Source organism: Gracilimonas tropica DSM 19535 (genome assembly GCF_000375425.1).
Taxonomy (GTDB): Bacteria; Bacteroidota; Rhodothermia; order Balneolales; family Balneolaceae; genus Gracilimonas; species Gracilimonas tropica.
The window spans coordinates 61,568-88,505 of sequence record NZ_AQXG01000005.1; the positions used below are offsets into that span (position 1 = coordinate 61,568).

General features: G+C 43.2%; 20 protein-coding genes. 5 read left to right on the forward strand and 15 right to left on the reverse strand.

The window, feature by feature from the left end:
* Nucleotides 1–48 precede the first annotated feature (48 nt).
* From B151_RS19540 to tyrA, 6 genes are all read right to left on the reverse strand, one after another.
* The gene (locus B151_RS19540) at nucleotides 49–2,190 is read right to left on the reverse strand and encodes a T9SS type A sorting domain-containing protein (protein WP_211207846.1); all 2,142 of its coding nucleotides are present in this window, start codon (nucleotides 2,188–2,190) and stop codon (nucleotides 49–51) included.
* Between the two features lie 172 nt (nucleotides 2,191–2,362).
* Complete coding sequence (locus B151_RS0109820; protein ID WP_020403456.1) at nucleotides 2,363–3,031, reverse strand: response regulator; 669 nt, start codon at nucleotides 3,029–3,031, stop codon at nucleotides 2,363–2,365.
* Nucleotides 3,032–3,122: 91 nt separating this feature from the next.
* Nucleotides 3,123–3,620, reverse strand: a complete 498-nt coding sequence (locus tag B151_RS0109825) for a hypothetical protein (protein ID WP_020403457.1) — start codon at nucleotides 3,618–3,620, stop codon at nucleotides 3,123–3,125.
* A 13-nt stretch (nucleotides 3,621–3,633) separates the two neighbouring features.
* A complete protein-coding gene (locus B151_RS0109830) occupies nucleotides 3,634–5,955 on the reverse strand; it encodes a T9SS type A sorting domain-containing protein (protein WP_040516853.1) in 2,322 nt (773 codons plus the stop codon).
* Nucleotides 5,955–6,335 carry a hypothetical protein gene (locus B151_RS0109835; protein WP_020403459.1) on the reverse strand — a complete coding sequence of 127 codons (381 nt, stop codon included), beginning with the start codon at nucleotides 6,333–6,335 and terminating at the stop codon, nucleotides 5,955–5,957. Before B151_RS0109835 ends, B151_RS0109830 begins: the two co-directional genes overlap by 1 nt.
* A 67-nt stretch (nucleotides 6,336–6,402) precedes the next feature.
* Nucleotides 6,403–7,536 carry a bifunctional chorismate mutase/prephenate dehydrogenase gene (gene tyrA, locus B151_RS0109840; RefSeq protein ID WP_020403460.1) on the reverse strand — a complete coding sequence of 378 codons (1,134 nt, stop codon included), beginning with the start codon at nucleotides 7,534–7,536 and terminating at the stop codon, nucleotides 6,403–6,405.
* Nucleotides 7,537–7,719: 183 nt separating this feature from the next.
* On the opposite strand from tyrA, the gene uvrB reads away from it, so the two are divergent.
* Together uvrB and B151_RS18425 are read left to right on the forward strand one after the other, a co-directional pair.
* On the forward strand, nucleotides 7,720–9,771 hold the full coding sequence (uvrB, locus tag B151_RS0109845) for an excinuclease ABC subunit UvrB (RefSeq protein ID WP_020403461.1): 2,052 nt from the start codon (nucleotides 7,720–7,722) through the stop codon (nucleotides 9,769–9,771).
* Nucleotides 9,772–9,779: 8 nt separating this feature from the next.
* Entirely contained in the window at nucleotides 9,780–10,334 is a 555-nt protein-coding gene (locus B151_RS18425; protein WP_020403462.1) for a class I SAM-dependent methyltransferase, read from the forward strand.
* Between the two features lie 350 nt (nucleotides 10,335–10,684).
* Here the strand turns inward: B151_RS18425 and B151_RS0109860 are convergent, their stop codons facing one another.
* On the reverse strand, nucleotides 10,685–11,407 hold the full coding sequence (locus B151_RS0109860; protein ID WP_020403464.1) for a YebC/PmpR family DNA-binding transcriptional regulator: 723 nt from the start codon (nucleotides 11,405–11,407) through the stop codon (nucleotides 10,685–10,687).
* 72 nt (nucleotides 11,408–11,479) lie between these two features.
* On the opposite strand from B151_RS0109860, the gene B151_RS0109865 reads away from it, so the two are divergent.
* A complete protein-coding gene (locus B151_RS0109865; RefSeq protein ID WP_020403465.1) occupies nucleotides 11,480–11,671 on the forward strand; it encodes a hypothetical protein in 192 nt (63 codons plus the stop codon).
* Nucleotides 11,672–12,000: 329 nt separating this feature from the next.
* Here B151_RS0109865 and B151_RS0109870 read toward each other — a convergent pair whose 3' ends face one another.
* The gene (locus tag B151_RS0109870; protein ID WP_020403466.1) at nucleotides 12,001–12,204 is read right to left on the reverse strand and encodes a PID-CTERM protein-sorting domain-containing protein; all 204 of its coding nucleotides are present in this window, start codon (nucleotides 12,202–12,204) and stop codon (nucleotides 12,001–12,003) included.
* 42 nt (nucleotides 12,205–12,246) lie between these two features.
* Nucleotides 12,247–15,750: an FG-GAP-like repeat-containing protein gene (locus B151_RS0109875; protein WP_020403467.1), complete on the reverse strand. Its 3,504-nt coding sequence runs from the start codon at nucleotides 15,748–15,750 to the stop codon at nucleotides 12,247–12,249.
* A 201-nt stretch (nucleotides 15,751–15,951) separates the two neighbouring features.
* Between B151_RS0109875 and B151_RS0109885 the strand changes: the two genes are divergently transcribed.
* A complete protein-coding gene (locus B151_RS0109885; protein WP_020403469.1) occupies nucleotides 15,952–19,890 on the forward strand; it encodes a hybrid sensor histidine kinase/response regulator transcription factor in 3,939 nt (1,312 codons plus the stop codon).
* Here B151_RS0109885 and B151_RS0109890 read toward each other — a convergent pair.
* Together B151_RS0109890 and B151_RS0109895 are read right to left on the reverse strand one after the other, a co-directional pair.
* Nucleotides 19,880–20,368, reverse strand: coding sequence for a hypothetical protein (locus B151_RS0109890; protein ID WP_020403470.1), 489 nt, complete (start codon nucleotides 20,366–20,368; stop codon nucleotides 19,880–19,882). The genes B151_RS0109885 and B151_RS0109890 overlap by 11 nt on opposite strands.
* A gap of 220 nt (nucleotides 20,369–20,588) precedes the next feature.
* Nucleotides 20,589–21,077 carry a metallophosphoesterase gene (locus B151_RS0109895; protein ID WP_020403471.1) on the reverse strand — a complete coding sequence of 163 codons (489 nt, stop codon included), beginning with the start codon at nucleotides 21,075–21,077 and terminating at the stop codon, nucleotides 20,589–20,591.
* Nucleotides 21,078–21,257: 180 nt separating this feature from the next.
* Here B151_RS0109895 and B151_RS19545 point away from each other — a divergent pair, with 180 nt between their 5' ends.
* Nucleotides 21,258–24,425, forward strand: a complete 3,168-nt coding sequence (locus tag B151_RS19545) for a T9SS type A sorting domain-containing protein (RefSeq protein ID WP_020403472.1) — start codon at nucleotides 21,258–21,260, stop codon at nucleotides 24,423–24,425.
* Between the two features lie 151 nt (nucleotides 24,426–24,576).
* On the opposite strand, the gene B151_RS0109905 is transcribed toward B151_RS19545, so the two are convergent.
* The 4 genes from B151_RS0109905 to B151_RS0109920 all read right to left on the reverse strand — a co-directional run bounded on the left by B151_RS0109905 (nucleotide 24,577) and on the right by B151_RS0109920 (nucleotide 26,917).
* Nucleotides 24,577–24,912, reverse strand: coding sequence for a type II toxin-antitoxin system PemK/MazF family toxin (locus tag B151_RS0109905; protein ID WP_020403473.1), 336 nt, complete (start codon nucleotides 24,910–24,912; stop codon nucleotides 24,577–24,579).
* Nucleotides 24,906–25,163 (reverse strand): AbrB/MazE/SpoVT family DNA-binding domain-containing protein, encoded by a 258-nt coding sequence (locus B151_RS0109910; RefSeq protein ID WP_020403474.1) that lies wholly within the window; start codon nucleotides 25,161–25,163, stop codon nucleotides 24,906–24,908. The genes B151_RS0109905 and B151_RS0109910 overlap by 7 nt, the downstream gene beginning before the upstream one ends.
* A 348-nt stretch (nucleotides 25,164–25,511) precedes the next feature.
* On the reverse strand, nucleotides 25,512–26,120 hold the full coding sequence (locus B151_RS0109915) for a hypothetical protein (protein WP_020403475.1): 609 nt from the start codon (nucleotides 26,118–26,120) through the stop codon (nucleotides 25,512–25,514).
* A 341-nt stretch (nucleotides 26,121–26,461) separates the two neighbouring features.
* Nucleotides 26,462–26,917 carry a MarR family winged helix-turn-helix transcriptional regulator gene (locus tag B151_RS0109920; protein ID WP_020403476.1) on the reverse strand — a complete coding sequence of 152 codons (456 nt, stop codon included), beginning with the start codon at nucleotides 26,915–26,917 and terminating at the stop codon, nucleotides 26,462–26,464.
* Nucleotides 26,918–26,938: the final 21 nt, after the last annotated feature.

Here is a 26,938-nt window from a genome sequence, read left to right on the forward strand (position 1 = left end):
AAGCAGGCGGTATCAAGTTACTTTATCACTTCATCACTTGTTCACTCCTTACTTAATCAGCATCATTTTTCGGGTTTGCAGGAAGTTACCGGCCTGAATGCGATAGATATACATTCCGCTTGAAAGGCTTGAAGCATCAAAACTGACCGTATGTTCACCCGCTGATATTCTTCCGTTTACCAAGGTGGCTACTTCGCGACCCAGCATATCATACACCTTTAAGCTTACCTCACTGCTTGCCGGTAGTTGAAAGCTGATGTTGGTGGCCGGATTAAATGGATTCGGGTAATTTTGGCTCAGCTTAAACGCACTGATTGCGCTCGTTTCTTCATTACTTACTCCCACATTATCTGAGTTCGGCTCGGTTTGGAAACGAACCTGTAAGGTGGTAGTTCCAAATTGATTGGTAGATGAGTAGGTCATAGGCTCCGGATCTTCTTCATCCACGATCCAATACAAGTGCTGTGTTTCTTCATTGAAGGTGGCCGAAGCCGGCAGGTTTGTCACCGAAACCATGGCTTTACTTATGTCTTTGTTTCGGGCGCTTACATACAAACTGAGTGTGTCTCCCATCACAGCAATGATCGGATCGTCACTTAAAATTCCAGGGGTATCGTAGTTCGTATTAATGCTTCGATTTCCATAAATACCATTTAGATCTACATACGAGTTTTGGCTGAGGAATTTCCCTTCTTCCGTATTTCTGCTTTGATAGGTTCTGTAGTTGCTCAGATATTTTTTCTTGAGCGTATAATCCCAGTCGTAGTTGATATAAGCTGTGGTTCGATCATCTAACCGGAGGGTATAATTTGCCCGGGCAAAAGTGGTGTCTCCTGCCGCATTGAAATTGTAATATTCAAAACCATAGTTGAAGAGATCTTCATCAAACAAATTGAAAGACTCATAATTCTTAAACAGCTGCTCACTCGCAAAGTCAAATCCGTAACTAATGCTCTGAACCTGACGATAACTCTCCCCAATCAGTTCATAGATATATTGCGTTCGCGATGCCAAAAATAGCTCTCCGGTTCCCAATACATAATTTCTCACCTCAACCTGATTTCCATTGGCATCGTAATCAAACTCCGTTCGTGTGATCGGCTCATCGATTACAGGATTGCCTTGCGCATCTACGCTGTCTGCGTAAAAGCTGTAGTTTAGCACGGAATCGACCTGAGTGACCGTTGGATACAACTCATTATCCTGATCGGGGTTTGGAATAGTTCGCTGGTAGCTTCTGTACAGGTTTTGAAGCACCCAGGTTGAATCGCCCCGGTAGTAACTTCTTCCCTCCACAAAATCATTGGTATAAATAAAATGAACGCTATCCCGCCCAACCAAACCGTCCATGGTGTCGTTGAGCCATTTACTGATCTGGTAAATTGGCATCCGATCTTCACCGTACAAGTAATACGTATAGCTCCAGTTGATAATGGTTCCATCCGGGTTGAAATACTTGTTGGATGACATATATTCATTAGCAGTGTTTTGATACCTGATCTCTGACTCCACCACATACTGCATGCTCGACTGCTGATATTTATAATTGATCGTCAGGGTATCAATGCTGTTCTCATCCTGATATCTTAACGTACGCTGATATTTGTACCATCCCAAAGCAGGACTGTAATTATCAATGAAATACTCCTCATCGGCATTGTCAGATGCCGTTTCCGGGTATCGATATTTGAAACCCGTATACGGCAATGAATCTCCCGGCAGGTAGTTAAGAGAATACGAACTATCCACATCTTGTTCAGAGTACCACGATTTTTGCTCTGATGAAGGATCCCACTCAGCCGATTCCCGGTTCCACTTGTATCCATGGTATGTGGACGTGTGTGCAATTTCATTATCCCCTTCCAGCCAGTAGTATGTGTACTGATCGGGAACATGGGCTGTATCTGCAAATCCTTTTGCTTCCGAGTAAGACCAGGTAGTATCTCCGGTTAAAGGAACCTGCATCTTCGCCATCTGCTGATCCATCAGGATGGGATAATTCGTGAACTTCTTTTCCAACTCAAACCATGCCACATCATTGGCTTTTGTTTGAGGAGAAACGGCATAGATAAACCCTTGAATCACATTATTCTCATATTTTGAATCAATGCTTTTTTTGAGCTCCGCCGTTTGGGCAAAAATAGATAAGCTGGTGAGCACACCAAAAAGTAGTAGCGTAAATCGTTTCATGATCTTCTGATTTTTGTTGAATACATCCGGGTATAATCCGGTTGCATACAAAATCAAAAGAACCGTACAGGTTTTAAATCACCCAAAGGGGGTATTTAGTGAGATAGTGATAGAGTGATGAAGTGATGACGTAGGTGGTATTGATTTACTTTCTCACTTTATCACTTTACCACTAAACAACTTTTCTTCGGAGGGCGAGCCGAACGGCGGCAGCGCGGGAATTCACCTGCATTTTTTTGTAGATGTTTTTGATGTGCGTTTTTACGGTCCATGGACTTAGAAAAACCTGCTCTGCAATCTCTTTGTTGGTTTTGCCATCCACAACCTGCTCAAGAATCCGGATCTCGGCGGGAGTCAAATCAAAAGGAACGGCTTTCATCTCTTCGGTTTCTAATGCCGCCCCTTTTTCCATGGAAGTCATCAAACCCAACATTTTACGGGCAATGCCGGGGGAGATCGGCGCGCCCCCCTTTTTTACTTCCCGAATAGACCGAACCACATTTTCAATCGGCTCATCTTTTAATAGATATCCGGTTGCCCCAACCTGTATGGACTCAAAAATCCGTTCATCATCCTCAAAAACCGTAAACATGATGATGTCAATTTCGGGATAGGACTGTTTTATTTGAAACGTCGCCTCAATGCCGGAAAGTCCTGGCAGCTCAATATCCATTAACAACACATCGGGCCGAACCTCCGCTTTATCGAGGTTTTTTATGCATTGCTCGGCATTTTCCACAGCAAAATTCAGTGAAACCTCTTCATAAAAAGAAAGAAGTTCCGACATCCTTTTTCTAAAAATGCTGTGGTCTTCAATTACAGCAACATTGATTTTTTTCATGCCCCGTGGTTTAGGTCATTAATGTTTATGCTATAATCCGTTATTTCTGGCCCTTAGCCAATACCCCGTTTTTGGTAATTTCTTTAATTGCTCAGGGTTGTGGCCGGGGAGCTAACGGTTCGCCGCCTTCGAGTATATCAAGGCTGTCTTTGTTTACTTCCTGCAGAAAATACCTGCCGGAGGTTGTTTGGTATGCCAAGCGATATTTTTTATTCCTGCTATACAGGTCCATATAGCCCGACAATCTGCCTTTCCGTAAAATAAGCACCGCCTGTCCCGTCTCTGAATCATCCACATACGCGGATATGGAGCGGATGCCCTTGATGGCTTCATCCACACGGCGAATGTTTAGAGTGAAGATGAAAGCACTGTCATCATCGGCATAAATCCTTATCTCGTCACTTTTAGTAAGGGTTTCAAGAGCATTCCTATCCAATTCAATAAAAGTGGTTTCAGGCTTTGTGCCGGCACTTTTTAGGCCGGATTTGCTGCTTTTAACCTCTTTTTTTGTTTCCGGTGCCCCACAAGCTGTAACCAGTAAGCAAACCATTAAAATGAAGCCATGATGTTTTACTATGATTTTTCTCATGGCTCCCTGATGGTTATTTGATAAGAACCATTTGTCGGGTGAACGACTTATTAGCGGTGGAAAGGCGATACATGTACACCCCACTTGAAAGAGTGGAGGCATCAAAGGTTACGGAATGCTCTCCGGCCGCTTGATTTTGATCTTTCAAGATCGTCGCCACTTTTTGCCCCTGCATGTTGAAGACATCCATCCGAACCGTTTGGGCATGATCGAGGCTATACCGGATAGTGGTAGTCGGGTTAAACGGGTTTGGATAGTTTTGGAGCAGTGAAATACGTTGTGGTTTTTCGGATACCTGGTTTTCATTGCTTGTAACTACTTCTTCAGCTAAAACAATGTTGTTCCAAACGCCATATTCTCCATTTGATGCATCATCAGTGAACATTGGGTCAAATCCGCTTACACTATATATAAGATTTGTTACCCCTTGTTCGCCGGTGCCATCATCTAAGCGCAGAGGAATTTTGTTGGTACTGACGTTATCTACGTTGGCTTTGTAAACAATGTGAAAGGTTTCGCCGGCGGTTACTTCTATGTTCCAGTCACGTACATCTATTTGCTGCCAGCCATTTCCCAATTCAGTAAAATCAACGGATTTTGTTTTCACCAACTGGCCGGGCGTACCGTTTTGGTCGCTATAAAATGATATATCAAGCGTTCCATTTCCTTTAACTCCGATAGGCTCGCCGTCGCTATTTGTACCTGAGACGAGGTAAATCTCTACAAAATGAAGTTGAGCATTTATCTCTGATTCAAACTTATTACTAAAGCCAAGCATATTTTCACTGCCTGCGGAATAAGGAATTTCCCAATAGTATTTGGGGGTGTCACTATACGTTCCATACGTCGAAAACTCGAACGATTTCTCTCCTTCTGCGGAAATTGTGAATGAAATTGTTTCTGAGTCTATCGCTTCGTCATCGCTTGGAGACTTGTTAACCAACATCAGATAGACTTCATCATATACCTCATTGGCTTGGTTCAAACTAAAAGAACCGTTTGTAAGCTGTTCCACCTCAATGGCATCGCCTTTTTTTGTTACTAAAACAGCCTCCGCATTAAGATTGGAGTAAGAAACAGATCCTTGAAAGTTTTTTACCTGGGTAAAGCCCACATATTCAATTCCACCGGCTTCAACTTCAATTACCTCATTACTTAAATTTGGCTCTGAGAATGCAACATCTGCTTTAATTGAATTCAAAAACGGGTGTGAGTAGCCGTATCTGCTATCTACATCGGTATCATTAATTAAGTTTGCGACTCCCCAATTAACCAGTAAATCCCCAAAGTTTAAACCTGAGCCAAGATCAGACAGCACACTATTAACTCCATCGGCTCCACTTAACGGCTCTTGGGTGAGAAGTCCTGAGTTCTCAAACCCAAACTGACTCCATAAGTAGCTGGTAAATGCCGCGGCTCTTCCATAATCAGGCAGAACGTTTCCGCTTCGGTTCCATCTAAAAATTGGCACGTTTGTATCTGACAAGTAGTCTCCAATACTATTATGGGGGAAATATCCATTGAGCAATGCGGCAAAATTGGACTGCGCTTCATTTATGAAGGTGAATTCATTATTTCCTGCTCTGTCATTGTAGTTGTAATGAATAATATGCTGGTACTCATGCGATAATGTTCCAAGCGGGCCTTTGGCATTGATTTGTCCATTAGAGTAAATTCCGGGATAGGAATCGATGTACAGAATATCTCTTTCGTTAGAACGTGCGCCAATAGATTGAGCTGTTGCATCAGGAAATTGATCTACTCCGTAAAAAAACCCAGCCGTATAACCGCCGCCTTCCTCCGGATCCCAGCCGTCTTTAATATCGGTAACTAAAAAGTCTACCAATCCATCGCCGTCGTAATTTGGAGGGCTTCCTAAAATCTCATTACTCAACTCGATAATTCCTTTGTTGGGATTGAAGGAGTTTGGATTAGAACTATCTTCGAGATATTTAAACAGGCTGTCGGCTACATCATTGGTAAGATGTCCGTTATTAATTTCGTCAATTTCTAACCATATCTGGGTGTAGTTTCCTTTTTTTATGAGGCGAAATTCCTTTTCATCAAACTCGTCCGTTTCTAAGTTGCTTACAAAAAATGTTTTCTCATCGCCTACCTGATCAACTACTACCTGGCTTTTAAGCAATGATTTTGCCTTATTTGGAAGCTTATTCAATTTCAGCATAAACTCTTTATTGTTCAGTTTATCTGAAACGTGTACCGGGTAGGACTTTTTCTGTATTTCTTGCTGTTGCGTGTAGGCTTCTTGCTGAGCTAATGCTTTTCCATTAGCCAAAATCATAAACATCAATAATAAAATAGTCGTGCGCATCATTACTTTTCCTCATTAACTTTATAAAAATAAACTTTGAAAAACCTTTGGCTTTCTACTGCCTCAATTTTACCGTATACCGTTCCTTTTTTGCCATTTAGGTTTTGAAATTCATTTTCGATGAAATTTTCATCCCCAATTAACAAATACGATTCTGACCCTGAAACAAAAAGTGTTGGCCGTGCAAAAGGCTCATTCCCCGAATAATTAAATTGACCTCTTTTTTCTTCTAAATTACTAATGTCCGATTCTGAGGTAAATTGCTGCGTTGTAAAATTAACTGTTACTGCATTCCCCTCATTGTTCTGTTTTTTTGATGAGGCGCATCCGGCAAGCAACATCAAACTACCCCATATAATTATTTTAATGATCTGTTTTTCCATGTTTTAATCTTTCTTTAGTGTTTGCCTGTTTTGTTAATATCAACAATACTTGTTAATAAAGCACTATTTAAGCAAAACGGTCTGCAAGCCGGTTTATGAGATACCCGCTTTCTTCCAAAGCTTGAGTCGCAAACTTCCCAAAGAAATCCGTAACACCTTCAAATTCTTTGATAAAACCTTCGCGGTCATTCTCTTCCACCAATTTGGCCAGCTTCTGATGATGATCAAAAAACTTGATCAACAATTCCCGGCGCTCTTTATTGGCGAAAACAATGTCGGCATACAGCTCGGCATCCTGCGCAAAAATTCGGCCAGTCATCATCAATTCTGCGCGATAAATAGGAGAAGAATAATCCAGCATGTCGTTGGGTTTCAGATCATATTCTTCCATAAATGAGCCGTGGAGCAGGGCCACAAAGTGTCGTAATCCTTGTACCAGGTGCATCACATGATCGTGTTTTTCGGGGTCGGCTTCGATCACCCGCATGCCCCATAGCCGGCACTGCTCCACAAACCAAAGCGCGTGTTCGCCGCCGCGCGCATCACAAAAAACCATGAGCTGTTTGGAGAGGTTTTGCACATCCGGGCCATGCATGGGGTGTAATCCAACCACCGGACCTTCATGCGCCTTCAGCATAGCTTGAATGGGAGCCGATTTATTACTGGTGAAATCAGCCAAAATCGTTTTTTTGTTGAGCCGGCCGCTGAGCCTCCCGATCACACTTTCGGTTACTTTAATGGGAACCGTGACGATCACCATATCTAATTTGGGGACCCATTCTTCCAGTTCATACCAATTGCTTTTGTCGATGGAATAAGTGACATGCCCGGTTTGATCAGCGATACGTTTATATAATTTTCCCATTCCACCTTCACCGCCTACAAACAGAATGTGCTTGGGCTCTTGGGTTGCAATAGGAAATTTCTCCTGGGATTGGGTATCCCGGGAAGCCGTCATGATCATCCGCAGAAAATCTTCCGCCCACTTCGGATCAATCCCTTTGGATTTGGCCAGCTCCTTGAAGGCTTTCGTCTTTTCCTCTTCGCGTTTGGGTACAAATACCGGAAGCTGGTTTTCAATTTTCCGCTTGATCACATCACGAACAATTTCACCCCGCTCTGAAAGCAGATTTAAAATTTGTTCGTCAATTTCATCCAATCGTTTTCTTGGTGATTCTAATTCTTTATGTCGGTGGGACATTTTGGTGCTTTTATATTTGTCACTAAAACGCTATCTCACAAAATTTTATGGCCTCATTTGAGCCTATTCTTTCGTTCAATCAAGCAATTTTGATATGTAGTGTTTCCGTGATTTAGTGGCATTAATTTTTCATGATTATGGTTTCCTAAGTTACATCACAGTTTGTACCTTTAAAAGCTATTTATGAGTCAATTCAAGCTTCACTCCCCTTACGAACCCGCGGGCGACCAGCCCAAAGCCATTGCTGAGCTAACCGAAGGCATTGAAGCCGGAGATAGATACCAGACGTTACTGGGTATCACCGGTTCGGGTAAGACGCGCACGGTGGCCAATACCATCGAAAATGTGCAAAAACCTACCTTGGTGATGAGCCATAACAAAACGCTGGCGGCTCAGCTTTATCGGGAACTAAGCGACTTCTTCCCGGAAAACCGCGTGGAGTTTTTCATCTCCTATTATGATTACTACCAACCGGAAGCTTATCTCTCTACTCAGGATAAGTACATCGAAAAGGATCTTTCCATCAATGAGGAAATTCAGCGGCTGCGCCTGCGTGCTACCAGTTCCCTGCTTTCCGGGCGCCGGGATGTGATCATCGTTTCTTCGGTGAGCTGTATTTACGGCATCGGATCTCCCTCAGAATATGAGAAACTGATCCTGAATTTGTCGGTGGGGCAAGAAATTCCCCGGAATACGATTTTATACGATCTGGTGGACCTTCACTACAGCCGCAATGACCTGGATTTCAAACGAGGAACTTTTCGCGTTCGGGGTGATGTGATCGATGTGTATCCCGCTTATTCGGATGAAGGGTTACGTATTACTCAATGGGGAGATGAAATCGAGACTCTTCAGCTTTTTGATGTAAATGACGGCTCGGTGATCGAAAATGTGAATGAGTTTCGGGTGTACCCGGCTTCGCATTATGTGACCTCAAAATCACGCCTGGAGCAGTCTATTGAGCAAATTCGCGAGGAGTTGGAATGGCGCAAGAAAGTACTCATCGACGAAGAGAAGTTCTTGGAAGCCAAGCGGATCGAGCAGCGCACTTTATTTGATATTGAGATGATACAGGAGATCGGCTATTGTTCCGGGATCGAGAATTATTCGCGATATCTAAGTGCCCGAAAGCCGGGGGAACGTCCTTATTGCCTGTTCGATTATTTCCCGGATGATTTCTTGCTGGTAGTGGATGAAAGTCACCAAACCATCCCACAAATTAATGCCATGTACGGCGGAGATCGCTCCCGAAAAGTGGAATTGGTGGAACACGGGTTTCGTCTTCCTTCGGCCATGGATAACCGGCCTCTGACTTTTGAAGAGTGGGAGACCCTGGTAAATCAGGCTATTTTTGTGAGCGCCACGCCCGGTGATTATGAACTGGAAAAATCAGGTGGTGTATACACTGAACAAATTATCCGTCCTACAGGGTTGATGGAGCCGGAAATTGAAATCCGACCGCTGGAAAATCAGGTGGATGACCTGTTGGGTGAAATACGGGATAAGATCGAGAAGAAAGAGCGCGTGCTGGTCATCACCCTGACCAAACGTTTGAGTGAAGAGTTGAGTGAATACCTGAAGAATCTCAACATCAATGCGGCATACATGCACAGCGAATTAAATGCCCTTGAAAGAATCGAAGTTTTGTATAAATTCAGGCGCGGCGATTTTGACGTATTGGTGGGTATCAACTTATTGCGTGAAGGAATTGATATTCCTGAACTCAGCTTGGTAGCCATTATGGATGCTGATAAAGAAGGCTTCCTTCGATCCGAGACTTCGCTGTTTCAGATCGTAGGTCGGGCAGCCCGAAACGTAGGCGGAAAAGCCATCTTGTACGCCGATAAGATCACGAACAGCATCGATAAAGTGGTAAAAGAAACCCGCAGACGGCGTAAAATTCAGCAGGAATACAACGAGAAGCATGGTATCACTCCGGAAACCATTAAGAAGGAGTTGAAACCGCTTGTGGATCCGGGCCTCATTTCCAATCAAAGTTTCGACTTTGGCAAGAAGGATGAGCAGCCAGAGGAAGAAGCGCTTGAAGTCATTAAAGTGGCAGAAGATGGCATTCAGTATAAAGCGAGTCCGGCGATGAAGGAAGTGACCTTTGAAAGTAAGGATAAGCTGATCGAACATCTGCGGGAAACCATGTATCATGCTGCCAAGAATATGGAATTCGAGGAAGCTGCCCGCATCCGAGACCAAATTGCACAACTGGAAGACGAACTTTAATCCTATTTATGAAAGGTACGATCGAATTTTTGAAATCTTTTGCAACCGATAAAGATGTTGCATCCATCACTCCCTCTTCAAAATATTGCGTTCGTAAATTATGTGAACATATTGATTTCGCCACGACCGATGTGATCGTTGAGTATGGCGGTGGAACCGGAGTTTTTACCAAGCATTTCCTAAAAAAAATGCGCCCAGATGCCCGACTTTTCGTCTTCGAAACCAATGATAATTTTGCTGACCTGTTGAACCGGATCAATGACCATCGAATCACAGTATTTCATGAATCCGTGGAGGATATCTTAGACCTCTTGCCGGAAGATGTCATTACAAATGTAGATCACGTTGTCTCCGGGATCCCCTTCTCTTTTTTCGATTGGGATATGAAGATCGATATCCTTACCAAAACCAGGAAAGTGCTTCGGCATAACGGCTCCTTTCTCGCTTATCAAACTTCGGGACACTTAAAAGAACCGCTGACAGAAACTTTCGGAAATTTCACCACGGAATTCTGCTGGAAGAATATCCCGCCCTATTTTATTTATGAGGCGGTGAATACCTGATACAATTTCACTTATTCTATGATAACCTCTCCATCACTCTTTTCTTTGGTCGGACGAGTTCTTGCCTGGAGAAGAGATTTCCACTCCACCAAAATCTCGAAGGGATGACCGAGTGTAGCCATGTGGTTTCAACCCATGGCCTAATTGACGATAAAGTTTTGAGTCTCGTAGAGACGGCCCGACTCCTCGTTGACCATAGATTGCAGCCGCAAGCAACACCCCACGAAATTCAAAAAAGGAACAGCTTTTTTGAATTAATCTCCCCTCCAGGGGAGACTTTCCGCAATCGGTCTTTTCCTATTTCTCTGAAGCGTATGGATTTTGGACGAGGGCTTGGTTGTTTTACCCTCTCAGGCCAGGTTATGGAACACTCTTTGAACATCTTCGTCCTGTTCCAGTTTATCGATCAGGGTCAGTACCTCTTCGGCTTCTTCATCATTCAACGAAACCGTAGAAAGTGGAATCCAGTCCGTTTCTGCGCTTAGCGGCTCAATGCCCATTTCTTCCAGGGCTTGCTGCATATTGCCAAATTCCTGGAACTCACAGCGGATCACCAATAACCGCTCGCCCTCTTCACTTTCAGACTCTCCCATTTCCGTGAGGCCAAAATCGATGAGTTGCAGCTCTAGTTCTTCCTCATCAAAATCACCGGGTTTTATTTTAAATGAACCCACTTTATTAAACTGAAAGGCCACACTTCCGGCATTCCCCAAATTACCTCCATTCTTGGTGAAAATAGGGCGCACATTTCCAACCGTTCGGGTGGTGTTATCTGTAGCTGATTCCACCAAAACAGCAACTCCGTGGGGAGCATATCCCTCGTACAAAACCTCGTCATAGTGCGTCGCATCTTTACCCATCGCCCGTTTAATGGTGCGATCGATATTATCTTTGGGCATATTCACGCCCCGCCCGTTTTGAATAGCACGGCGTAAGGCCGGATTCGTTTCCGGATCAGGACCGCCCGCTTTTACCGCTATTACAATTTCTTTCCCCACGCGCGAAAATTGCTTGGCCATTCGGTCCCAACGAGCAAATTTAGCGGCTTTCCTGACTTCAAAAATTCTACCCATATCCTACTGTTTTAAGAGGTAACTAAGTTGATATGCAAAATACGAGGATATTTGCTCTGTTGGGAGTGAGGAATGATTTTTATTTCAGTTGATGGATATGACCCGGATATCTTCCGGCGATTGAAAACAGGCCGGAACGACCGTTCCATCCATCACCCCGCTCTCGCCAATAGTACATTGAATCCCATGCAAAGTGAGCCAGGAGATGGATCTCACTGCTTTGCCCTTGCCATTCGTCGGACCACTTCTTGGTTGTTTACTTAAACTTAATGTTGATATTTCTCCGCCGAAGCAATCTACTCTGCCCTTTTCAGTGGTCGGACGAGTTCTTCCCTGGAGAAGAGATATCCACTCCACCAAATCCCGAAGGGATGGCTGAATAAAGCCACGCGGGTTCAATCCGTGGCATTATTAAGGTGATGATACCGTTTAGAGTCTCGCAGAGACAATCCGATTCCTCGTTGACCATAAATTACTGCTGCAAGCAACACCCCACGAAATTCAAAAAAGGAACGGCTTTTTTAAATTGATCTCCCCTCCCCGAAATTCGGGACGCCGGCACAAAGGGAGGCTATTCTCACCCCTTTCTTTTCCTATTCCTCAGGTGCGTCTTCCATCTTTTTACGGTCGCGAAGTTTTTTGAGGGCGTAGCCTCCACCGGCGGCGGCCAGCAGGCCAAGCCCGCCGTCAATCGGGGCCTGACTTGGAGCCGCCGGCAACCCCGGCTGGGCAAGGGCAATAGTAGTTGCGATTAGGATAATAGTAAGAGTCAGTATTATGAGTAAGAATGTTTTCATGGTTCGGAAATGAGAATTCAAGATTTTGCAGAACGCTTTTAGCTATTTAATCAACGTCAGTTTTTTGGTGATGACCGTATTGCCGGCCTTTAGGCGGTAGATGTACATGCCGGAGGATAGTCGGTTCGCATCAAGTTGCACGCTGTGGCGTCCGGCCGATTTGGCCTCGCGGTTTATAAGCGTGGCCACTTTACGTCCCAGCATATCGAATACCTCCAGGGTGACTTCCACCGCTTCCGGCACTCCGTATTCGATCGTTGTGGTTGGGTTGAATGGGTTCGGATAATTTTGTTGGAGTTCTACCCTCGTTGGCAGTTCTGACAGCCGTTCGTTGGTGACCGCTTGGGCCGATGAGATAGTCAGCGTAAAGCGGGATGTTGAACCAGATTTTGCTTTCATCACTTTCGGGGAAAGTACTTTGTGAACAGGGTTCAGAATTTGCTCGGTCTTCCCTCCCTCACTCGCTACAACGCTCTGCGTAGTAGCGGACTTACCCGCTGAAAGCTGAAAGCTGACCGCTGACTGCTCTTTCAGATCAACCTCTTGCCCGGTTTCGTTATCTCTCAACATAAATTCCCAATCTTCCGGCAGCGCCTCGGCAGTCCACGAAAGCTCAATGGCTCCGCTTACATCAGAACCATCCATATTTAGAGGAATAGAAACCTGGGCTTCCAGTTCTTCAGGCAAAGCGTTGATATCAAGGGCCGAACCGTCTTGCAGCTCAGTAAACAGCGACAGGTATTCTTCATTGAGCGAAGCCAGTTTGTAGGCGTCCAAACGATCTTTCCCAACCGCAGATTCTTCCGAAAACATCACAACCGCATCACTGGCCAGCTGCCCATCACTGAGGGTGAATCTCAGTTCGGGGGTGGGGTTTTCTTTGCGGAAAATACCGCCCGCACTTCGAATCTCATCGCTAAAGCTGATGGAAGGATTAGTGGCATTCGCCTTCACCCAAAATCCCTGCCAGGGGGCGATGAGTCCTTCTGATGTTAATGTACCGGTGGTTCCGTTCCATGATTGGTATTCGCCGTCGTCAGCATTCCAGAGATAGAAAGAGGCATCGAGGTTGGCAGTGGTCCACCCCGAAGCGTCCCAGTCGATGGTGGCGCCGTAGGGATTTCCGAGCAGGTTCCAGCCGTCATTGGCTAAGGTTCCTGAATCGGTGAAAGTCAACGTTGGCAAAATTTCTCCTGCATTCTGACTTCTGTTTGAGAGAATCGTTTTTGGAAAGCCATCGGTGGTTCCATCAAAATTATCATCATCAAAAACGTACACCAGAAAACCTTGCCCCACTTCGGGTGTATCTGAAGCATCAGAGATTGCTGCAAAACTTTGTGTTGTTTCGTCCCATTCCAACACATTCGCTGTACCATCAGCATAATCAGCGCCGGCAAAACCCTGCGTCCATAAGGTGTCGAGAATCTCTCCATAATTAGCCCCTGTCACGGGAGAAGTCATCATCCGCCAGCCTTCGGTTCCACTAATTATGGCGCCATAGGGTCGGGTTTCTGTGCTAAAAGCCGCATCCCCCTGCAACGTACCATTAAGGGTATTTGCGCTGAGATCGGAGGCTCCATTTCCGTTTTCCTCATCAAATGAATAATAGGCTACTATCCCGCTTTCAGTGCCTGTCAGGTGTTCATATAGATAAGTCTGAATTTCTTCTTCGGTACGAACATTATTCCAGATCCGTACTTCGTCAATCCATCCATTAAAAGATTCGATATCGGATTCAGTGTTCCCAATATATAAGTCATTAGCGGATGCCTGAGCTGATCCTAATGTTGTTGATATTTCCCCCACATTTTCTCCATTCACATAAAACGTCACCGTATTTGAGGCATCTATTGTCGCGGCAATGTGTGTCCACAAACTGTCTTTTATAGAATGGGGCAGATTGTAGTCTTGTACTCCATAAGTTGTGAAGCGAAGCGTTGTAGTACTAACCCCCATTCCATAAGCTCCTGCTTTTGAAATCATGCGATGCATATTTCCAACTAGTGCTCTTGGGTGTATCCAACCTTCAATAGTAAACCCGTTGATGAGATCTAAAGCATTATCATCTGGAATTCTTACCTGGTCTCCGGCTCCATCAAAAACAAGGCTACGGCCAGAGAAACTTACAGGAATGGTATTTTCATACCATGCAATTCTGTCATCATTCTGAGATGCAGATACTATATCAAGATCTCCATCCCCATCAATATCAGAAACCTGAACACTACTCACCAAATCAGATGAATTTGAGATCAATTTACTTGAGAATGATGGAGTAGCGGAGCCATCATTTTCCAACCAAAATATTTCACCGGCATTTGAATTTGCCCCTGCTATCAGATCAATCTCTCCATCGGCATTAAAATCTCCGGCGTTTACATCACCAACACGGTAAATACCAGAATTCAAAAGTCGCTCAGTAAAACTTGGATTAGCTAATCCATCATTTTCATACCAGTATATGTTATTGTTAAATAAATCTGAGGCATAAATATCTATATCTCCGTCATTATCTAAATCAGCAGAGCCTACAAACATAAGAGAACCCGTCGTTGACATACTATTCTCAGTAAAACTTGGATTAACTGAACCGTCATTCTCATACCAAAATAGCGTATTGGTTGATGAAGAGGCTGTAAGAATATCAAGGTCAGAATCGTTATCAATATCTGCTAAGAAAACATTTCTTGTTCCGGAATGTGAATTTATAGTTGTTTGTGTGAAGGTTGGGGTTGTACTACCATCATTATCAAACCAGTGTACTCTGCCATTGCTTACCACCACTACATCCAAATCCCCATCATTGTTTAAATCTCCCGTGGCTACAGCTCTAACATTCTGTATGCCAGTACCTATGTCATGTGATGTAAATGCGGGGTTTGTAGTTCCATTATTCTCGTACCAAACAACTTTTTCGCTACCCAAAAGGATACTAACAACATCAATATGACCATCTGCATTAATATCACCTGCATCTACATCAGATGGTAGGCCACCATCCTCATAGCCAACCGTACTTTCTGAAAAATTTTGACTCCCATCATTACTAAATAGAGACACTTTATTATCATTATTATTGGCTGACAATAAATCTATATCGCCATCGCCATTTATGTCTACAGGAAGTATTTTTCTTGGGGAATCCGCAGTTGTTGTCACTATCTCATCACTCGAATTAGTTGCACCGAAACTTCCTCCCTGGGTAGTTATAGAAATTAATTGCAAAGCTGTGTCACTCGAACTATCGCTGGAGCGCTCAACATCAATCGAATAATTTCCGCCATCGGTGGTGGGTATATTTACTGTTAACTTATTTGAAGATTCTGAAAGTACCGTACCAGTTACGGAAGTTCCCCCTGCCACCGGACTGAATGTTACAGTGTTATTGCCAGGAGTTGAATCAAATCCTGTCCCATAAATAGTTATGGAAGAACCCGGGGTTCCATTTACCGGCTGTATTTTTGTAATTTTTAAATTTTGGGCTTGCACTTCTATCGCTGTGAAAGCAATTAAGCTCCAAAAAATGAATAATATTCTAAGACTCATCACATAAATTATTTAGTGTTTCCTTTTGCTTCATTTATCGCCCTAAGTTTACCAAACCTTTCCTTGGATACTGTCTCAACATTCTTTAAAATCGTTGCAAACAATTTGTAAAAGAGGCTTCCTACTGTGTTAAATGTGTTTTTAGGATTTTTGATGCTGTTCCTGCAACTACCAGATTCAAGCAGTAGCCCCGGGGAGTTCATGGTTAAAACTTTTACGGTAGATGATGGCCTTCCGTCAAATACAATTGAGGATATTTATCAGGATGAGCTCGGTTACCTGTATTTTGCTACCCTCAATGGATTGGCTCGTTATGACGGCTACAAGTTTACAATATATAATTCGGCGAATACGCCCGGTATCAGTACTAACAGACTCACTGGTTTTACGAACCGTACCGGAGAAGGAATCTGGATGCTCACTGAGCAATATCACCTGACTTGGATGAACAACGGAACCTTTACCACATTTGAGGATGTACTTACCGTACTTACTGACAGAGACGGGGAGACTTGGGCCGGTACACCTACAGGCATAGCGCGTTACGATTCAGTGCTAAATGATTTTGTGAAGATCACTGACCTGCCAAAAGAAGTTCAGGTACCAACCCGCCAGCTTATTTCTCTGGAAAGAGGTCTTCTGATACGAAACGACTCTGGTATTTTTTTGGAAGAGGGTGGGAGTTTCCGAGGCTTGCTGCTTCACCCAGAATTCCCGATCGGCAATCAGGATTGGACAATTATGGAGCATCTCGATGATGACCGCGTACTCATTCATAGCTCACTGGGGTTTTTTGTATTAGATCTTTCTTTAGAGGAAGTGTCTTTTGTACAGGAATTCAAATCAGAAAATTTTCTGGACATTTGGAACGCAGAACTTCAAAATGATCAAATTATCATCTCTGCTAAGCAAGGGCTTTTTGAATTGGATACTGTTTCGTGGGAAATTAGAAGGCTTTCGGTTGATTCATACAATTATTCACAAGAGGCAGGAAAAGGAGGAAGAATACTCCATAAGGTTGGCCCCAAGTTGACCTTTAACGGAACAGCTTTGTACGATAATACCGATGTAAAAAATGCATTCTTAGACCGGGAAGTTTCTGTGTGGATTGCTACTCCAAGAGATGGACTCCATCAACTTAAAAGTGTTCCGATCATCAACATCAATACTGTGAATGGGCAGCCATTAGAGAATACCTATCCCATTATTCAGGATAACAGTGGGGACATTTGGGTAGGGAGTTTGATAAATGGTGTTTACCGATTTAATGACCGCGGGGTGGATCACTGGAACTCCGAAAACAGTGCGCTTACCAGCAATCTGGCCAGATATTTATTCGAAGACACTGATGGAACCATCTACCTGGCGCTCTGGCAGGACGGCTTATGGAAGTTTACTGGAAATGATTGGGAACGAGAACGTTTTTTAACTTCCATCACTAATCGCGATACCAGGATCTTTGAAGCTATGCACCGCGATCATAACAAGGTGCTGATTATAGGTAACAGAGAGACTTCAATTTTTAAAAAAGGTGACAATTTGATCACCTTCAGTGACTCGTTAGGAGTAGAATTTAAGGGCGTCAGGGTAATCCGTGAAACAAAACAGGGAACCATTTATATGGGAAGCATTGGAGATGGGCTGGGGATATTGCATCCAGATGGAAACTTCCACCACCTCACTTCCTCAGATGGCCTCTCAAGTGATTTTATCAGAGATATTCTTGTTCAATCCAAAGATACGATCTGGATAGCTACAGAAAACATGGGGCTTGATAGATTGGTCTTTTCGCCAGAATCGGAGAACCCGGATGTAGTATCTGTTCGCCAAAGAGATGGACTTATGGATAATGCCCTGCACCGCATCATCGAAGACAGGAAAGAACGCTGGTGGATAAGTTCAAACCGTGGAGTGATGTGGATTAGCAAAAAAGACATCAACGCTTATGCAGATGGAGAGCTGGAATTTCTTCCGGTAAGGAAATATGATGAGAAAAAGGGTATGCTTAACAGAGAGGCAAACGGTGGAGTGATGTCTGCGGGCATCCTGACATCTGATAACAAGATTTGGGTTCCCAATCAAAAGGGGGTAACAATCTTCGATCCAACAAAAGCGGGTCACATCAACTATTTTGAGGCAATTACCCCCGTTATTGAAACGATCGGCTCAGAGGACAGCTTGATTTCTCTTTCCGGACAAGAGACGGTGAGACTACCCCATGGAAAACGCAATTTTTCTGTGAAATTTACAGCACCAAATTTTGAAAGCCCGGAAAGCATCCGGTTTCGTTACCAGTTAACCGGGATCAGTGACAGCTGGCAGACAGCAAATAGTTTGCGGGAAGCCTCATTCACAAATGTAACTTCCGGGGACCATGAATTCCGATTGCAGGTGCTCTTTCCCGATGGACAAACTTCGCTGGCCTCTGTTCAACTAACCGTACCACCCTTTTACTATGAGACCGCTTGGTTCAAAGTATTAATAGCGCTGTCCATTATAGGTATCGGCGTGGCAAGCTTTAGAATTAGAATCCATAGCCTGAGAATGCGGGAAAAAGAGCTGCAGCGCCGGGTGAAAGAACAGACTCTGCAACTTGAACAAGCTGCGGAAGAGAGGTCGCGCTTTTTTACCGGAATTACGCACGAGCTGAAAACACCTTTGTCTTTGATTTTAGGCCCTCTGGATGAATTTATAGCACAAAATGGTTCCAAATCAAAAAAACAGTTTCAGCATTACCTGCACATAATGCAACGCAATGGCTATAGGCTTAAAAACCTGGTAGATCAGATCTTGGATGTTTCCAAACTCAACGCAGAAGCTATCAAACTGGATATTCACCCCTTTGACATAGAGGCATTAACCCGACAAATAGCCGGTCAGTTTCAGTCATTACTCCAGCAAAAATCAATTACTTTAGACATTCAGTCTGATAGGTTTACGGAGCCCATTTATGTAGACAAAGAAGCTTGGGAACGGATCATTATCAACTTGCTATCCAACGCTATTAAATTCTTCTTAGAGGGCGGACATATTATCCTTAAAATAGAAAATCAGTTGAGCCGTATTCGTGTATCTGTCAAAGACTTTGGGAAGGGCATCGCGGTGAGCGATCAGGAAAAAGTATTTGAGTACTTATACCAATCTGAAGGAGAAAAAGCGGCTGAAGGAACAGGCGTGGGTTTATATTTAGTAAAGGGCTTAATCGAGCGGATGGGAGGCTCCATAGAGCTTCGGTCAGAGGAAAAAAGAGGAGCTGAGTTTATTCTGACGCTGAAGAAAGGTTCAGAACATTTTATGAAAGAAGATCACCTTTCGCATGAACCTGTCAAAATAGATAAGATCAAGCCTCCCTCTCATAGAATTTATACAACTAAACCTGAAGGAGATAACAAGAAGTCCTCTATTGGTGAAACGCCTACTAAGGTCTTAATTGTTGAAGATAACCCGGATTTCAGGGATTATCTTGCTTATGTTTTAGAAGGTGAATATTGTATTTATGTAGCAACTAATGGTGATGAGGGGCTCGCAATCATCGAAGAAGTCCAACCTGACTTGGTAATATCTGATGTAATGATGCCCGCAATGGGAGGATTTGAGTTCGTATCTCAGCTTCGGGAAATCGAAGGATTTAAGCAGCTTCCGGTTATCTTTCTTTCTGCCAAAGATCAGGACGCAGATATTCAACAAGGACTCTCTAACGGTGCCGATGTCTACCTCACTAAACCGATCCGCTCTTCAACACTTATTGCACAAATTAATGCTGTATTGCGCCGGGAAGAAGTACTCAGAAGAACAAACCCATTCCAAAAATCATCTGAGCCCAATGAGCCAGAGCTGGTTTCAAACCTCAGAGAAATTATTTACCGCCAAGTAGGTAATCCACACTTAAATGTAGATTTGATTGCCGAAAAATTGTATATGAGCCGAGCTACACTATATCGCTCCTGGAAGCCGGTTAGTGACCTTTCTGTAAGTGATTTTATTAAGAAGATTCGTTTAGAGGAAGCTGCCGTTCTCATTAAGGAAAAAGATTTTTCCATCCAAGACGCTGCCTATGCTGTAGGTTTTACAGATCCTAATTACTTCTCCACCAGCTTCAAAAAGCACTTTGGTGTTCCGCCTTCGCAAATCAGTCAATAATGATTTCCCCGTCGCTTTTCTCTTTGGGTGTGCCTTTATCCTTCCACTGCTTGTAGAATTGGATCAGGTTTGAAACGGCGTACGTCAGCATAAAGAAGGCAATGAAATAGGCGACGGAATCAGGGTTCATCACAATGCCAATCGCAATGATGATGGTGATAATTCCCAAGACGCTCAGGGAAAGACCGAAGAGCATCAGCAAACCAAAAAGCCCCAGGAAGCCGGCAAAAGTAAACGGAATCAGTTCGGGAAAAATGAAGATCAATATTCCGGCTACGATAGGTAATGCAGCCACGCCTCCCGGAAAGCGAAAAGCGATGAACATCAACCCAAGTGCCAGTAAATATCCGCCGGCGATGAGATAGAGGAAGTTGGGGAAGATCAGCGTAAGAATTCCCGTAGCCAGGGTGAGCAGCACATTTACAATTTTCTGCTCTTTTGATTTTCCTAAAATATTGACTTCAATTTGTTTAAACATGGGTTCTTTTTAGTATTTGAGAATTTATTGAAAAAATCGCCCTTATTGTCATTCCGAGTGACTGGAAAGTAGCAAAGAATTAGTCTTGCTTTCACGAGGAATCTCAATCTATAATACAGCTTAGTAATTCAACCTTTGAGATCCTTCGCGGAATACAACTTATTCCCATACAACATCGAAACACTCAGGATGACAACTTACAAGGCTTGATCTATTTTCCTTAATCAAGCACCACAAATTCCACATCCCTCGTTTCCGTATCCAAAAAAGCGATGCTTGCTTCTTCACCAAAACCATGCGCGGTTCCGGGATTGATGTGCATCGTCTCGCCAATCACCCGGTTTACCTTTTCGTGGATATGTCCGCTTACCACAACATCATAACGGCCCGATTCGCATAACGATTTCGTGATCTCCGCATAGGTTCCATGGTATACCGCAATGAGTAAGCCATCGGCTTGAACTTTCAGAAAGTCACCCGCTATTTCGGCGTCAATCTCGTTGAATTTTGAGATCAGCAGATATTTATCGCCATCATTGTTTCCAAAGATGCCTTTCAGGTTCAAACCTTTAAATTCCGGGATGGTAAACGGACTGCAGTAATCACCGGCATGCAGCACCAAATCCACTTTCCGCTTCTTGAACTCAGCTACGGCTTTTTTGATGTTAGGGACATGGTCGTGAGTATCAGAAATAAGACCTATCAGCATGGCTTTTTGCTATGATTCTGAGCATTAGTTCATAAAAAGAGTACCATTTAAAACATTGAACTGCAACCGGATGATGATCTTCTTACACTTTCATTCCTATGTAATTTTTTACTTTTTTATTGAACTTTTTATGCGATGTTATATCCTCACTTATCATCATTAATCTTGTTTGTGCTTTCTATGTTTCAATTCAAACCGGCCCTGCTTTTTTCTGTCCTTTTATTAGTCCCAATTTTTGCCTTTTCGCAACAGCAAGACTCCACCGCTGCCATTCATTTTGTATATGGATCTGACACTTCTACCCCGGGAATTAATGTGAATGACAGAACAAGCTTGTACAACAACGCTGGCTTTGAATTGTTTGCCTCTCCAACGGGTAATGCTGCTCAGGTCATGAAACAGTCATATCGGGATCAGTTCAAAGATTCCTTTGGAAATTCTCTTCCATTAACCTGGTGGATGCAAGGGGGTTCACTTTACCGATATGCGACCAACACAAATATTCCCCTTGGAAGTACCATGTCTATTCACCTGATGCAAAAGTATCACGCGGATAAAGTGGAAGAACTCGGTGATGAAATGACGTTTCACTATCACACCTGGGAATGGTCGGATGTAAATGGAGACGGACGTTTTTACTGGAATCAAACCGATGATTTTAACAAGGTGAAAGATGATTTCATGCTTACTTTAGCTGAACATCTTGTAGAGGAAAACATGTTTCCGGTGTCTTTCCGAAGTGGATGGCATTATATGGATAATGCCTGGCAAGCTACCCTTAACGACTGGATTCCTTTCAGCTTGCATAATAATTCCCCGGTTCAGACAAATCCCACCGTAGAACCTATTGATAACCTGATCGATTGGGGGCATGCCACGCTGGACTTTATCCCCTTCCAACCCAGTGAGGAGGATTATCAGGTGGGAGGAGGAAACCGAGGCTGGAATACAAGATCCCGCTATTTTCTAAGACTTACTGAAGATGAAGTCCGGCAAATTTTTGAACAGGCCAAAGCGGGAACCACGCAAGTTGCCGCGATATGGGGACACCTCGCAGAGCCTACATTCCTGAATAATATGGAACAAAGCCTGGCACTTATTTACAAAGTGGCTGAAGAATATCCCGATGTCCCTTTTCATTTTTCTACTGCCGTGGATGCCATGCAGGACTATTTGGGAACGGCAGATACCACTGCTCCTGAAATATCTGTTATTCCTAACTGGGGATTTTCCGGTAACAGCTTGGTAGATATACAAATCTCTACGGATGAACCTATCTTTCAAAAAACACCCTTTTTGGTATTCAAAGATGTGTATGAAGAGTATCACATCATTCCTATGAATGAAGCCGGAGAAAATACCTGGGGTACAGATTTCATTAATATTGATGGAGTAGCCAAAGTCGGTATTGCGGTCACTGATACAGCTGGAAACTTAGCGACCAAAATCATCAATCCTCTTCCCGATGAAATTTATGTGGACAATGTTGATGATGCTTTTAATTCTTCAGCCTCAGGACAAAGTGTTCTATTTTCATCGGTAAATCATATTTGGGGACGGAATTTTGAACAATTTGTAGTTCAACCCGGGGATTCTGTTTCTGCTTCCTGGTCTGCAACTATCCCTGCTTATGAAGCCGCTCCCGCTGAAAATCAACAACAAGTGTATGTTCGGCTTCCGGATGTAGAAGATCCCGTTCAGGAGCTAAGGGCTGTTATTTCTATCGACGGAGTAAAAGTCACAGAACAAAGATTAGATAATCTCACTCCCAATAAGTGGTTATTTGTAGATATGGTTTCTGTTTCGGAGGGCGAAGAAGTCACAACTCAACTTACTGCTTATAATAACAGTGATACCCCGCTTAATTTTGGGGCCGATGTGGTTAAATACAGCGCGCTGGTTAAAGATCGCCAGTTGGAATTGCCAGCCGGTAAACTGGATTTCCGCGAAGTAATGATCGATCAACCAACAGAAATTGAACTTCCGCTCACCAACCGAGGAAATGAAACCCTGACGGTCAGCAACCTTAGCTGGAATTCAGATGTCATCAGTTTTGATACAGCGCTTCCATTTACCATCCCGGCTCACAGCACAAAATTCTTAACCCTTACGCTGAATTCCTCTGTGCCAACCTTGGTCAGAGATACCTTACATATTGAAAGCAATGACCCGGTTAACCCGGTCTTGTCCAAGAATTACGAGGTGGAATTCCGCAACTATTTCCGAATTGTGGATAATGAAGACCGTGATGCCTATTCAGAAGTCGGAGACTGGAATTACAGTTCAGCCGAAGCGTACGGACAAACCAGTCGCTATGCCTTTATTCAGAGCGCCGGAGACCCTTCAGCCACTTTCACTACTACGGCAGAAAAAGCCGGATTCTATAATATTTCATTTATAGTTCCCAAGGCCACCAACAGCGCCCTCCGATCTGATTACGAGTTATTTATAAATGGAGAATCTGTTAACACGTACCGAATCAACCAAAATTTGGGAAGCGGCAATTGGGTGACATTGGATATGACATTCCTTGAAGCAGGTGATGAAGTAGCTATACAAATTACCGTACCGGACAAGGATCAACCCAATAAAGTTCTGCGGGCAGATGCTTTTCAGATCGCTTATATCGGGGAAGAGCTTGAGGAAGATATCATAGACAATGCCTCTGACTTATACAGCGAAGTTGGAGATTGGTCTACCAGCGTAACCGAAGCTTATGGCAGTAACAGTCGCTATGTTTTTTATGATCCCAACGCCTCAGCAACGTTCAAGTATCCGGTTTCACAAACCAGCACGCATCACCTTTCTATGATTGTGCCTGAAACTGAAAATGCCTCCAACGAAGCCCAATATTCGGTGTACCAAAACGGCAGTTTACGGGGCAGCGTAGTGCTGAATCAAAATGAAAAGAGTGCAACCTGGCGTGATATTGGAAGCTGGTCGTTCGTTAATGGAGATACGCTTTCGGTGGTCGTTCAGAATGTAGAGTCTTACAACTCAAGCCGGGTACTTCGAGCAGATGCTATCAAGGTTCAATACGGTGTTCCAAAAGCCGTCTCAAATGATGCGGTTTCATCCCTGCCCAAAAGCTTTTCGCTTTCACAAAATTATCCGAACCCATTCAACCCTACAACGAATATACTGTACACGGTTCCCAAAAGAGCAAATGTATCTTTGAAAGTCTATAATGTACTCGGTGAACTGGTATCTACCTTAAAAAATGAGGTTCACAATCCGGGCTCGTACCAGGTTTCTTTTAATGGCAAAAATTTAGCCAGCGGTGTTTATTTTTACAGGCTTGAAGCACCTGACTTTACTGAAACCAAATCATTTACGTTGATAAAATAAATGATTTAACGGCCCAGCGCTTAGGCGGCGCTGGGATTATGATTTGGTTGAAGTAGCTAAATTAATTCCTGCCAATCAAGTTTCCATCGCGCCCGTCCAGACAGCCCCGGGCATTCGCGGCGTCCGATTTACGCCTTATTAGGAAGTGAATCTATGGGGCAAACATTTCTTGTAATATACTCAATACTTTTTCCTCGGCTGAAGAACTGATTGTCCCAAGGTTTTTAATTAATCTGCTTTTATCGACAGTTCGAATCTGATCTAATACAATTTGTCCTTTCTTGCCCTGAAATATAGTAGTGACGCGCGTTGGATAATTTTTAATGGCAGATGTCATTGGCGCAATGATCACTGTTCTGATGTACTTATTCATCTCGTTAGGAGATATGATCAAACAGGGACGTGTTTTTTTAATTTCAGAGCCTTTGGTGGGATCAAGCGAAATCAGATGAACTTCAAACCTCCGGAAAGGATTTTTTTCTACCATGTCCACTCAGATTTATCCCAGTCTGAAGATTCTTCTGCCTCTTCTTGATCCAATAAAACATCATCACCTTGTTCCGCCATTTTTTTGAAAGATGAATCCCAATCCTTTCGAATAGTTTCAGCCGAGCGCAAAACAATTTCATTGTCTCTGAGAATCATTTCAATTTCTTTAGTGATCCCACTTTCTTCGATCAGAGGTTTTGGAATCCGAACTCCTTGAGAGTTACCAATACGAATTATCTTGGTTTTCATAGCTTTGGTTATTTGTGAACACCTATATTAATATAATTACAATGTATTTACATTACAACCAATGTCGAATCGATTTATTAAGCCGCCTAACGGTCTACCTGGCATTTAAATGCCAACTTAAACAAAGAGGATGCCTATGCTGAAGATTGTAAAATTCCACCAATCAGACAGGCCCAACCGCGTCAGCTCCCAGGTCAGCATCCAGAGAAGCTAACATGGCCTGAACACCAAAACATTACTCATTTTTTAAAATGGAATAGTCCCATTCATGGAAAAGGTGCGGCCGAAAACAGGTATTTTGTACTATTTCTTGACTCTTAACAAAGAGTAACGCTTGTTAGGTATTTTCTATTCTTCTAAACATAGAGGCTCAGGACTTTCAAAAACAATTTGTTCGTTAATTAGATAAAATTCTTGAGCTGGACTAAGTCCGAAACTTCCTGATAGTTCCTCAACACTAATCTCAATGTCATTGGAGTCGAGATGAAATTTCATTGTTCCTTTGCCTTTGTCGATTCGAACAAAGACATCAAATTTCACAAAGGTATATGAATCAAAATCTGTGGAATAAAGACTTTCTTGCCATTCTTCAAACCAAATAAGTGATGTGTCCTTAAATGCATATTGAACTTCCAAACCGGAAGGGATAGTATTAAATCTTGTTTCTGACTCTGAAAAGAAACTCAATTTACTATCATCAACTATAATTGAATCAGCAGCTCCATCAGTAATACAAGCATCTATGTAATCTTGCCGAGATAAGTTTTTTAAAGATGAAAAGTCTTTTGGTAATTCTTGGTTTTTCTTTTCAAAAACGATAACGGCATCCATTAGATCCCAAAGCGGTTGATAGGGAAGCAACTCCTTATCACCAAAAGGAGAAGTATCGAAATCTTCTTTTGAATCGGTGCAAGCAAAAGAGAATACCAATAAAAGTAGAAGAATTAGCTTGGGCATATTTTAAAATACCTAACATATTAATATGCGACATGGGCTATCTTATGAGACGTCGTATAATATACATAAGCCTATCTCACAATCGCCCAAACGCTTGTTCTTGGTTTTTATGCGACAATGATGTCGCAGAACCTCGTCGGATAATATCCAACTTTTTTGTAAGGAATTGCTTCCTCATCGCTCCACAATATAGTAAGTATGCCGTCTTTATCAATTACATTATAAGTAAATTAAAGCTATCGCGAGATTTAAGAAAAGCTTGCGGCATACCTCACAACCAAAAAACAAATGCATTCCCGTCGAATGCTTCGCGAAGCGTTAACTATAACAGCGCCAAAAAGTTATTCTTCTTCCGGTTTCTTACCCAGCTTCTTACAAATATTGGCCAGTTGTTCTTTTTCCTCAGAAGTGAGTACGGAAAATTCTTCTTTGATCTTTTCAAGGTGCTGAGGGAAGAAATCCTCAATAAAATTCTGGCCTTTTTTGGTGAGCGAAATAATGACGGCCCGGCGATCACTGGGATCGGTTTTCTTTTCTACCAATCCATTTTTTTGGAGGTTGTCGATGACAAGCGTGATGTTACCGCCGCTTTTCAGCAATTTCTGCCCCAGTTCTCTCTGGTTTAGCGGCCCGAGGTGCAGCAGCGCTTCCAGCGTCCCAAACTGACTGACGGTGAGATTGGCATCCGACAAATGTCGGGCTAACCGGCCGTTTACGCTTTCACTTGCACGGGTGAGTTTGATGAACGCATTCAGTGTTCTCTGAACTTCTTTATTTCCTTTGTAGTGTGTTCCCATAATCTAATTTTTAAGCTACCC

Coding starts and splice junctions, on each gene's coding strand:
- B151_RS19540 (WP_211207846.1), bottom strand. CDS start 2,190: ATGAAACGATTTACGCTACTACTTTTTGGTGTGCTCACCAGCTTATCT.
- B151_RS0109820 (WP_020403456.1), bottom strand. CDS start 3,031: ATGAAAAAAATCAATGTTGCTGTAATTGAAGACCACAGCATTTTTAGA.
- B151_RS0109825 (WP_020403457.1), bottom strand. CDS start 3,620: ATGAGAAAAATCATAGTAAAACATCATGGCTTCATTTTAATGGTTTGC.
- B151_RS0109830 (WP_040516853.1), bottom strand. CDS start 5,955: ATGATGCGCACGACTATTTTATTATTGATGTTTATGATTTTGGCTAAT.
- B151_RS0109835 (WP_020403459.1), bottom strand. CDS start 6,335: ATGGAAAAACAGATCATTAAAATAATTATATGGGGTAGTTTGATGTTG.
- tyrA (WP_020403460.1), bottom strand. CDS start 7,536: ATGTCCCACCGACATAAAGAATTAGAATCACCAAGAAAACGATTGGAT.
- uvrB (WP_020403461.1), top strand. CDS start 7,720: ATGAGTCAATTCAAGCTTCACTCCCCTTACGAACCCGCGGGCGACCAG.
- B151_RS18425 (WP_020403462.1), top strand. CDS start 9,780: ATGAAAGGTACGATCGAATTTTTGAAATCTTTTGCAACCGATAAAGAT.
- B151_RS0109860 (WP_020403464.1), bottom strand. CDS start 11,407: ATGGGTAGAATTTTTGAAGTCAGGAAAGCCGCTAAATTTGCTCGTTGG.
- B151_RS0109865 (WP_020403465.1), top strand. CDS start 11,480: ATGATTTTTATTTCAGTTGATGGATATGACCCGGATATCTTCCGGCGA.
- B151_RS0109870 (WP_020403466.1), bottom strand. CDS start 12,204: ATGAAAACATTCTTACTCATAATACTGACTCTTACTATTATCCTAATC.
- B151_RS0109875 (WP_020403467.1), bottom strand. CDS start 15,750: ATGAGTCTTAGAATATTATTCATTTTTTGGAGCTTAATTGCTTTCACA.
- B151_RS0109885 (WP_020403469.1), top strand. CDS start 15,952: ATGGTTAAAACTTTTACGGTAGATGATGGCCTTCCGTCAAATACAATT.
- B151_RS0109890 (WP_020403470.1), bottom strand. CDS start 20,368: ATGTTTAAACAAATTGAAGTCAATATTTTAGGAAAATCAAAAGAGCAG.
- B151_RS0109895 (WP_020403471.1), bottom strand. CDS start 21,077: ATGCTGATAGGTCTTATTTCTGATACTCACGACCATGTCCCTAACATC.
- B151_RS19545 (WP_020403472.1), top strand. CDS start 21,258: ATGTTTCAATTCAAACCGGCCCTGCTTTTTTCTGTCCTTTTATTAGTC.
- B151_RS0109905 (WP_020403473.1), bottom strand. CDS start 24,912: ATGGTAGAAAAAAATCCTTTCCGGAGGTTTGAAGTTCATCTGATTTCG.
- B151_RS0109910 (WP_020403474.1), bottom strand. CDS start 25,163: ATGAAAACCAAGATAATTCGTATTGGTAACTCTCAAGGAGTTCGGATT.
- B151_RS0109915 (WP_020403475.1), bottom strand. CDS start 26,120: ATGCCCAAGCTAATTCTTCTACTTTTATTGGTATTCTCTTTTGCTTGC.
- B151_RS0109920 (WP_020403476.1), bottom strand. CDS start 26,917: ATGGGAACACACTACAAAGGAAATAAAGAAGTTCAGAGAACACTGAAT.